Origin of the sequence: Kitasatospora sp. NPDC059408 (genome assembly GCF_042751525.1) — a bacterium.
Lineage (GTDB): Bacteria > Actinomycetota > Actinomycetes > Streptomycetales > Streptomycetaceae > Kitasatospora.
Map to the genome: position 1 here is coordinate 36,806 of NZ_JBHYWI010000080.1, position 8,226 is coordinate 45,031.

The 8,226-nt window shown below is 73.3% G+C and carries 7 protein-coding genes; 4 read left to right on the forward strand and 3 right to left on the reverse strand.

The genetic code is table 11. The features are described 5' to 3' along the window. Nucleotides 1-13 precede the first annotated feature (13 nt). Both ACFXDE_RS35810 and ACFXDE_RS35815 read left to right on the forward strand, forming a co-directional pair. Nucleotides 14-1,906: a diguanylate cyclase domain-containing protein gene (locus ACFXDE_RS35810; protein ID WP_380498603.1), complete on the forward strand. Its 1,893-nt coding sequence runs from the start codon at nucleotides 14-16 to the stop codon at nucleotides 1,904-1,906. A 147-nt stretch (nucleotides 1,907-2,053) separates the two neighbouring features. Further along, on the forward strand, nucleotides 2,054-3,064 hold the full coding sequence (locus tag ACFXDE_RS35815) for a hypothetical protein (protein ID WP_380498604.1): 1,011 nt from the start codon (nucleotides 2,054-2,056) through the stop codon (nucleotides 3,062-3,064). A gap of 99 nt (nucleotides 3,065-3,163) precedes the next feature. Here the strand turns inward: ACFXDE_RS35815 and nagA are convergent, their stop codons facing one another. Together nagA and ACFXDE_RS35825 are read right to left on the reverse strand one after the other, a co-directional pair. Further along, nucleotides 3,164-4,360, reverse strand: a complete 1,197-nt coding sequence (nagA, locus tag ACFXDE_RS35820; protein WP_380498605.1) for an N-acetylglucosamine-6-phosphate deacetylase — start codon at nucleotides 4,358-4,360, stop codon at nucleotides 3,164-3,166. A gap of 355 nt (nucleotides 4,361-4,715) precedes the next feature. Continuing rightward, complete coding sequence (locus ACFXDE_RS35825; RefSeq protein WP_380435785.1) at nucleotides 4,716-5,690, reverse strand: ROK family protein; 975 nt, start codon at nucleotides 5,688-5,690, stop codon at nucleotides 4,716-4,718. A gap of 347 nt (nucleotides 5,691-6,037) precedes the next feature. Here ACFXDE_RS35825 and ACFXDE_RS35830 point away from each other — a divergent pair, with 347 nt between their 5' ends. After that, nucleotides 6,038-7,318 carry an extracellular solute-binding protein gene (locus tag ACFXDE_RS35830; RefSeq protein WP_380498606.1) on the forward strand — a complete coding sequence of 427 codons (1,281 nt, stop codon included), beginning with the start codon at nucleotides 6,038-6,040 and terminating at the stop codon, nucleotides 7,316-7,318. A gap of 85 nt (nucleotides 7,319-7,403) precedes the next feature. Here ACFXDE_RS35830 and ACFXDE_RS35835 read toward each other — a convergent pair whose 3' ends face one another. Further along, complete coding sequence (locus ACFXDE_RS35835; protein ID WP_380435789.1) at nucleotides 7,404-7,754, reverse strand: cupin domain-containing protein; 351 nt, start codon at nucleotides 7,752-7,754, stop codon at nucleotides 7,404-7,406. A gap of 125 nt (nucleotides 7,755-7,879) precedes the next feature. Here ACFXDE_RS35835 and ACFXDE_RS35840 point away from each other — a divergent pair, with 125 nt between their 5' ends. Continuing rightward, nucleotides 7,880-8,107: a DUF3263 domain-containing protein gene (locus ACFXDE_RS35840; RefSeq protein WP_380435791.1), complete on the forward strand. Its 228-nt coding sequence runs from the start codon at nucleotides 7,880-7,882 to the stop codon at nucleotides 8,105-8,107. The last annotated feature ends 119 nt before the right edge of the window (nucleotides 8,108-8,226 follow it).

Sequence of the window (8,226 nt, forward strand, 5' to 3'; positions counted from 1 at the left end):
GGGGAGCCCCCGCATGGAAGCCGAGTCGGAGCCGTACGTCCGTCTCGCGACCCTCCGCACCTTGCACCGGGTCGTGGCGGACCTCAACGCTGCCCGCAGCCTGGCGGGCACGCTGCAGGCCGTCGTCGAGGGTGCGGTCCACGGGCTCGGATTCGACGCCGCCGCGGTGAGCCTGGTGCGGCCCGACGGCGACCTCGTCGTGGCGGCCGTCTGGGAGCTGGAGGAGAGCGCCATGGGCGGCCCCTCCGTGCTGCTCGGCCAGGTCGGCTCCCGCGAGTCCTGGGACCGGCTGCTCGGCGTCAGCGACCACTGGGGCACCCTGCGCTTCCTGCCCTACGACCGGGGCTGGGCCGTCGCCAGCGACATCCCGCGCTGGATCGGGGACGGCCCGATGCCCGTCTACGCCAACGACTGGCACCCCGCCGACGGGCTGCTCGCCCCCATGTACAGCGCCGGCGGCGACCTGCTCGGCGTCCTGTCGGTGGACCGTCCGCGCAGCGGCAAGCGGCCCGGCGCCTGGACCCGCGAGGCGCTGGAGATGTTCTCGCTCCAGGCCTCCATCGCGATCGGCAACGCCCGCCTGCGGGCCGAGATGCAGCGCGCCCTGGCCCGCCTGGAGAAGGAGCAGCAGGCACTGCGGGCGAGCGAGGAGAGCTTCCGCCAGGCCTTCGAGTACGCGCCCAGCGGCATGGCCATCACGGAGCTGTGCGGCCCCGGGCGCGGCCAGCTGACCAGGGTCAACGACGCGCTCTGCCGCCTGCTCGGCCGACCACGCGCGGTGCTGCGCCAGCAGAGCTTCGTCGACCTCGTCCACCCCGACGACCGCGCCCTGCTGGAGCGCACCAGCGCGGAGAGCGGGCGGGCCGAGCTCCGGCTCTCCCGGCGGGACGGCGGCTACCAGTGGGTGTGCCTGCGCAACTCCGTCGTGGCGGACGCCGCCGAGGGCCCCAGCTTCCTGCTCACCCACGTCGAGGACATCGAGGACCGCAAGCGCCACGAGCTCCAGCTCGCCCACCGGGCCAGCCACGACGCGCTCACCGGCCTGCCCAACGGCGCCGAGCTGAAGGCCCGGCTGGCCCGCCGGCTCTGCCCCGAGCCGCAGACCGTCGGTGCGGTCGCGGGCCCCGCGGAGGCGGCCTTCCCGCAGCCGTACGGCGGCTACCCGGCCGACTCGTACAGCGCGCACGCCGCGTACGACGGCCTGGAGGGCGCCGAACCGTACCCCGGGGCGGTGCACACGTACGGCGCGCCGGACGGGAGCCTGCCGGCGGGGCTTGGGGCGGCGGACGGCGGCCTCCCGGCCGGGTACGAGGTCATGGGCTACGAGGTCACGGGCTACGAGGTGGCGGGCTACGGGGCCGCCGGGTTCGGTCCCGGCTACCCGGAGCACGTGCACGCGGTGGTCCCGGCCGAGTACGGCCCGGGCGGCGAGGCGTGGTCCGGAGCGTTCCGCCCCGGCGCGGGCGGTGGCGCGATCGTCGACAAGGGGCTCGCGGTGCTCTTCTGCGACCTCGACGGCTTCAAGTCCATCAACGACCGGTTCGGCCACAACGCGGGCGACGCCGTCCTGGTCGAGGTCGCCCGCCGGCTCAGCCAGGCCGTCCGGGACGGCGACACGGTGGCCCGGCTCGGCGGTGACGAGTTCGTGGTGCTGGCCGACGGCATCGGCCGCGAGGAGGCCAAGGACCTCGCCCACCGGCTGCGCAACGCCATCATCCCGCCGATGCGGATCGACGGACGGGCGATGCGGGTGGGCGTGAGCCTCGGGATCGGCTGGGCCGGCTGCGGGATGAGCATCGAGGAAGTCCTGCACACGGCGGACGAGCGGATGTACGACGAGAAGCGGGCCAGGGGCGGCGCCGTGCGCGGGGCCAGGGGCGAGCGCTCGCACCGCCGGGCGGGCTGAACCCGGGCCCTGGCGGCCCAGGTTACCGGCGGGTTGTCAAGCCCTCGTTCCGGGCGGCCGGGTCGGGCAGGTAGGGTTCCCCGGTAACGAGAGCGTCCATGACCTGCGCCTGGGGCCGCCGGCCCGGCGGCGCGAACGATGGGGGAGTTGACCACCGTGACGACCGCCGGCAACAACGGAGCGCCCGAGGGCCCGGGGGGCGGTGCCCCTCAGGAAGACGACCCCTTCGGTTACCTCTACCGCCCGGCCGACGGGTCCTCCGGGCAGTCGGCCGAGCCGCAGCAGGGTGTGCCGCGTACGCCGTACAGCCGCCCGATGGAGGTCGGCCGTGCCCAGTACGGCCAGCAGCAGTCCTACCCTCCGCGCGCGCAGCAGCAGCCGCAGTACTTCCAGCAAGGGTCCCCGCAGCAGGGCCCCGGCCAGCCGTACCCGCATCAGTACGGCCAGCAGCAGCCCGACTACGGCAGCGTCCCCACGCAGCAGACCCGCTACGCCGAGCACTCCCGCCCGCAGCCGGGTGACGACCGCCAGGGCAGCAGCGGCCGGAGCAAGGGTGCGGTGATCGGCGCGGTGGCGGTGATCGCGGCGATCGCGATCGGCGCCGGGATCGCGCTGTCCACCGGGGACTCGGGCGACGACAAGAAGACCGCCAAGGGCGGCCAGCAGACCGCCGCCTCGGTGACTCCCAGCACGACCGGCTCCGGCACCCCGTCCGGGACCTCCTCCGCCTCGGCCTCGCCGAGCGCCTCCGTCTCCGGCGGGCCGGTGACGGTGGACGCGGGACAGCTCCAGGGCCAGAACGCACCCTCCGGAAACACCGTCAAGGGCGCCAAGTCCGCGGACGGCAGCTACCTGACGCTCCAGCCGGGCGGTTCGCTGAGCTGGACCGGTGAGGTGGCCGCGGCCGGCACCTACAAGCTGACCGTGCACTTCAACAACGCCGGCGGCGACGTGCGGGGTGCGGCGTCGGTCAACGGCAAGGACTGGCCGAGCGGACTGGCCTTCAAGAACTACTCGCCCGGCAAGGACCCGGCGTCCTCGTGGTACTCCACCTGGATACTGCCGCAGCTCCAGGCCGGTTCGAACACCATCACGATGACCGTGCCGTCCGGCGGGCCGATCCTGGTCGACCAGATCACGGTGGAGCCGAGCAGCTGACGGGCTGACGACGGCCCGGTCGGGCCCGGACGCGCCGACGGCCGCCCGTCCCCGGTAAGCGGGGAGGGCGGCCGTCGGCGTTCCGTCAGGCGGCTCCGGTCAGGCCGGCTTGACGGTGGTGAAGCGGTCGCCGCCGACGATCCACTCGCCGCGGCGCATGACGGCGACGAGGTCGTGGGTGGCGGAGTCGAGCACGACCAGGTCGGCGTACTTGCCGGTTTCCAGGGTGCCGACGGAGTCGCCCAAGCCGAGCAGCCGGGCCGGGGTCGTGCAGAGCGACTGGACGGCCTGGTCGAGCGTCAGGCCGTTGACGGTGACCGAGCGCTTGAACGCGACGTCCAGGGTGAGCGTCGAGCCGGCGATCGAGCCGCCCTCGACCAGCCGGGCCACGCCGTCCTTGACCTCGACCTGGAGCGGGCCGAGCGGGTAGAGGCCGTCGCCCATGCCCGCGGCGCCCATGGCGTCGGTGATCAGGGCGACACGTTCGGCGCCCGCGGTGCCGTAGGCGAGGTCGAGGACGGACGGGTGCAGGTGCACGCCGTCGTTGATCAGCTCGACGGTGACCCGATCGTCCTCCAGCAGCGCCACGATCGGGCCCGGGGCCCGGTGGGCGATCGCCGGCATCGCGTTGAACAGGTGGGTCGCCACGGTCGCGCCCGCGTCGACGGCCTCCAGCGTCGTCGCGTAGTCGGAGTCGGTGTGGCCGACGGCCGCGATGACGCCGAGGTCGGCGAGCATCCGGACGGAGTCGAGGCCGCCGGGGAGCTCGGGGGCCAGGGTGACCATCTTCGCGTGGCCGCGGGCCGCGTCGACGAGCTTGCGCACCAGCGCCGGGTCCGGGTCGCGCAGCAGGTCGGGGCGGTGGGCGCCGCAGCGGTTGCGGGAGATGAACGGGCCCTCGAAGTGGATGCCGGCCAGCACGCCGTCCTCGACCAGTTCGGACAGCACGGCGGCCTGGCGGGCGACCTCGTCGATCTCGCCGGTGACGGTCGAGGCGATGGTGGTCGTGGTGCCGTGTTCGAGGTGGGTCCGGGCGGCCCGCAGCGCCTCCTCGGCGATGCCGGAGGCGTAGGACGCGCCGCCGCCGCCGTGGACGTGCAGGTCGACGAAGCCCGGGACGACGGTGTGGCCGGTCAGGTCGAGGTCGCCCGGCTCGGCCCCGCCACCACGCGCCCCACTCGTGATGGCCGCGATCCGGTCGCCCTCGACGGCGATCCGCTCGCCATCGACGACCCCGCCGGGCAGGACCAGCCGGGCGCCGGCCAGTGCGGTACGGTCACGCTCCGCGGCAGTCACGCGGTCACCTCCATCTGTCGGGACGGGCGTCCCGGGTTCTCGAATGCGCTGGGCGCCGGCAGGCCGCTGTGGTCGGTGACCCGGCTCCGGACGGCGGTCGGCGTCCGGGTGCCATGGGGGTGCGGGGGCCGGGCCGGCCGGTGGTGTCGGGTCGGCTCCGGGTGTCGGGTCGGCTCCGGTGGTCGGGTCGGCCGGTCGTGTTGGGTCGGCTCCGGGTGTCGGGTCGGCCGGTCGTGTTGGGTCGGCTCCGGGTGTCGGGCCGGCTCCGGGTGTCGGGTCGGCCGGTGCGTCCGGGTGGGCTCGTGCGGTCCCGGATGCCGAGCATGAGGCCTCGGAGGCCGGGTGGGGAGCCCCCTCACGGGCGCGGGGGGTGGGTTTCGGCGAGCAGGTCCCAGGCGAGGAGACCGGCTCCCAGCGACGCCGCGGTGTCCTTCAGCATCGCCGGTACGACCTTCGGGGGCATCTGGAAGGTCAGACGCTCGGTGATGGCCGCCCGCAGCGGGGTGAAGAGCGTGTCGCCGGCCTCGGCCAGCCCGCCGCCGACGATCACCGTGGACGGGTCGAGCAGGCTCTGGGCGAGCACGATGCCGTCCGCCAGGGCGTCGACGGCGCCCTGCCAGACCGCGAGTGCGCGGTCGTCCCCGGCGTCCACCGCGGCGGCGCAGGATGCCGCGTCGGCGTCGGGGTCGCCGCTGGCCGCGGCCCAGGCCCGGGAGACCGCGGAGGCCGAGGCCAGTGTCTCCAGGCAGCCGCGGGCGCCGCAGCCGCACTGCGGGCCGCCCGGGCGCACCACGACGTGGCCGATCTCGCCGCCGTAGCCGTGGGCCCCGGCCTCGATCCGCCCGTCGATGCCGATGGCGCCGGCGATGCCGGTGCCGAGCGCGATGAACAGGAAGCGGCCGACGCCCCGACCGGCGCCGATCCGGCCCTCGGCGAGGCCGCCGGAGCGCACGTCGTGGCCGAGGGCGACGGGGATCGGGGCGCTGCTGCTGCCCCCCTTCGCGGGGGCGGGGGTCGCGAGGCGCTCGCCGAGGAGCTTGCGCAGCGGCAGGTCGCGCCAGCCGAGGTTGGCGGAGTAGACCGCGATGCCGTTCCTCTCGTCGATCGTGCCCGGCACGGCCACGCCGGCCGCGAGCGGAGCGACGCCGAAGCGGTCGCGGCCCTCGGCCGCCAGGTCGGCGGCGAAGTCGAGGATGGCGGCGACGACGGCGTCCGTGCCGTGCTCCCGCCCGGTCGGTCGGCGTGCCTCGAACAGCACGGAGCCGTCCTGGGCGAGCAGCGCGGCCTTCATGCCGGTGCCGCCTACATCGAGTGCGATGACGTGCTTCACGGGGGACAGTTTCCCTTGGCCGGGTCGAAGAGGTCTAGTCCAGTTGTCGGATTGGTCTGGTCCATACTGGGTGAGCTTTGTCGCAGAAGCGGGCGGTGTGCGGGGCTTTGGGGCGTGGGTTTTCGGAGGGTTGTGAGGGGTTGGGGCGGTGGTTCGGGCGGTGGTTCGGGCGGGCGTCGACGGTGTTTCGTTGCGCATCGTGCAATGACGTCCGCACTTCGATAACTACTTGCCGGACACGGGGCAGAGGTATGGACCACTGTGGGGTCGGTTTGGCAGTGTTGCGCCTCCCCCCTGCCGGAATCACCCCTCCGGTCGCATTTCTCCCCCCGAAGGCGGTACCCGCGTTGAACAGGCGCGCCCACGTCCCCACCCGTGTGCTCGGCACCGCGCTGGCCGGAGCGCTGGTGCTCTCCGCGGTCAGCGCCTGCAGCGGACAGGGCGACGGGCCCGTCACCATCAGGCTGGTCGCCGCGGACTACGGCGAGAACGCCGACACCAGCTCCAAGCTGTACTGGGACGAGGTCGTGCGCGGCTTCGAGGCGCAGAACCCCGGCATCAAGGTCGACGTCGACGTCGAGAGCTGGACCGACATCGGCAAGAAGGTCGACGACCTGATCGCGGCCGGCAAGTCGCCCGACCTCCTGCAGACCGGCGGCTTCGCCGACCAGGTCGCCGCGGACCGGCTGTACCCGGCGGCGGACGTGCTCTCGCTGGACACCCAGGCCAAGTTCATGGACTCCTTCGCCCACGCCGGGCAGGTGCTCGGCACGCAGTACGGGATTCCCTTCGTCTCTTCCTCCCGCGTGCTCTTCTACAACAAGACGCTCTTCAAGCAGGCGGGAATCAGCCAGCCGCCGGTCACCTGGAGCGAACTGCGGCAGGACGCCGAGAAGATCAAGGCCAAGGCGCCGGGCGTCACCCCGTACGGCCTCCCGCTGGGGCCCGAGGAGGCACCGGCCGAGTCCATGCTGTGGACGCTGAGCGGCGGCGGCCTGCTCTCCGACGACGTCGGCAACTACACGATCGACAGCGCCCAGAACCAGGCCACCTTCACCTGGCTCAAGAGCAACCTGGTGAGCACCGGGCTGACCTATCCCGAGCCGGGCAAGATGAACCGCACCCCGGTGTTCCAGGACTTCGCGTCCGGGAAGGTCGCGATGCTGAACGGGCACCCGACGCTGCTGCGGATGGCCACCGCCGGGAACGTCGACTTCGGGACGGCCCCGATCCCCAGGAAGGACGGCCTCAACAAGACCGGCAGCCTCGGCGTCGCGGACTGGATGATGGCCTTCAAGGCCAACGGGCACAAGGACCAGATCAAGAAGTTCCTGTCCTTCGTCTTCATGCGGGAGAACCAGCTCAAGTTCGACGAGCGGTACAACCTCCTGCCGGTGACCCAGGACGCCTTCGGCCAGATGTCCTCGGACCCCAAGCACGCCGACCTCAAGCAGTTCGCCACCGGCCTGACCAACGCCAGCTTCTACCCGTTCGGCGACCCGGCCTGGGCGGACGTGAGCAACCGGATCAAGGCCGGGATCGGTGAGGCCGTCACCGGGGACCCGAAGCAGGTCCTCACCGGGCTGCAGGACGCCGCCGTCAAGGAGGCGGCCCGGCTTCGGAAGTGAGGCCGGGCCTGGGTGGGGGTGGGGCGGGGCCTGGGCGGGGGTGCGGCCGGGTCCGGGCGGAGGTGGGGCGGGGTGCCTCCTTCCTTCAGGGGAGGGTGATGGCGTAGGCCTTCCTGAGGGTCTCGTGGACGGTCCACGTCGTCCGGTCGCCCTCCCGCAGGACGGCGCAGTCGCCCGGGCCCACGTGCAGCGTCGGGCCGCCGTCGACCTCGATGGTGGCCCGGCCGCTCAGCACAACGAACATCTCGTCGGCCTCGGTGTCGGTGACCACGCCCGGGGTGATCTGCCAGATGCCGCGCAGCTGCCGGCCGTCGGCGGACTCGTGCAGGACCTTCCCGGTGACCTCCGGGGTGCCCTCGACGATCTGCGCGGGGTCCAGGGGCTCGGGGGTCAGGTCGGCGTCGGGGACGTGGACGGTGAAGCTCGATTCGATCATGACCGTGACGTTAGCCGGGGCGCTCGGCCGGGGGAGGGCGCAGAGTGTGTCCTGGGGGCGTCCGAGAATGACACTTCGTAGGTCGTGGGAGGTGTTCTCGCAGGAGGTCTTCAGGAGGTGTTCTCGTGGGCGAGCTGAGTGAGCGGGACCGGGCGGTGCTGGAGCTCGAAGGGCGCCAGTGGCGTACGGCGGGGGCCAAGGAGCGGGCCGTCCGGGAGGAGCTGGGCATCTCCAGCACCCGGTACTACCAGGTGTTGAACGCGCTGCTGGACCGGCCGGAGGCTCTGGCGCACGCGCCGGTGCTGGTGAATCGGTTGCGCCGGGTGAGGGATGCGCGGCGCGCGGCTCGGTGACGTGGGGGCCGCTGCGCGGGGCTTGGGGGGCGGGGTGGGCTTTCGGGTGGGTGGGGGGTGCCGGGGGTGGCTGCGGGGGTGGCCGCTCCGGGGGCTGGATGATTTTCCGACTGCCGACT